Source organism: Enterobacter sp. Acro-832 (assembly GCF_011752745.1).
GTDB classification, from domain to species: Bacteria; Pseudomonadota; Gammaproteobacteria; order Enterobacterales; family Enterobacteriaceae; genus Enterobacter; species Enterobacter quasiroggenkampii.
The window spans coordinates 1-804 of the sequence record NZ_VWWX01000021.1; the positions used below are offsets into that span (position 1 = coordinate 1).

Annotated in this window: 1 protein-coding gene and 1 pseudogene; both read right to left on the minus strand. The window is 66.2% G+C overall.

The window, feature by feature from the left end:
• Positions 1–315, minus strand: a pseudogene (locus tag F3J31_RS23200) (hypothetical protein); the annotation flags it as partial.
• Positions 312–804: response regulator transcription factor (locus tag F3J31_RS23205; protein ID WP_167215714.1), on the minus strand; the 493-nt coding region annotated here is incomplete at its 5' end. The pseudogene F3J31_RS23200 and the gene F3J31_RS23205, both read right to left, overlap by 4 nt.

The following is an 804-nucleotide window of genomic DNA, read 5'->3' on the forward strand; positions in this document are numbered from 1 at the left end:
CGCCGACGGCTTGGGCATGTCCAGGTCCCACAGCGAACGGGAACGCCAGGTGCCCTGGTCGACATCGATGCGGAAGTAATAGCCCGAGAACGGCCGATGGTAGGCTGCGGAAACGCGCCGCTCATCCAGCTGCAAGCCCGCTGGGCCGCGCACCAGGGCCACCAACAGGCTCTCGCTTTCCTTGCGCAGGCTGTTTTCCAGGTAACGCTGCAGGCCTGCCTCGAACAGCCACAATGTCAACTGCGCGAGCACCACGCCCACGCCCACCAGCACGGCGATCAGGCCCAGGCTCAGGCGAGCCTGGATCGACTTCACCCAGCACGCCCTGCGTACAGGTAGCCCTGGCCGCGGCGTGTTTCGATGACGCTGCGGCCAAGCTTGCGGCGCAGGTGATTGACGTGCACTTCCAGCACGTTGGAATCGCGCTCGGTTTCACCGTCGTACAGGTGCTCGGCCAGGTGGCTCTTGGACAGGATTTGTTGCGGGTGCAGCATGCAGTAACGCAGCAGGCGGAATTCGGCGGCGGTGAGCTGGATGTCCAGGCCATCGCGGTTCACGCACTGGCGGCTTTCATCCAGGTGCAGGCCGGCTGCCTCCAGCGTCGGTTGGTTGGCCAGGCCCCGGGCGCGGCGCAACAGGGCCTGGATGCGCAGTTGCAGCTCCGCGGGGTGGAACGGCTTGCTCAGGTAATCGTCGGCACCGGCCTTCAGCCCTTCGATACGTTCAGCCCATGACCCGCGTGCGGTGAGGATCAGCACCGGCGTCACCAGCCCGCTGGCACGCCACTGCGCCAGCACCTCAAGC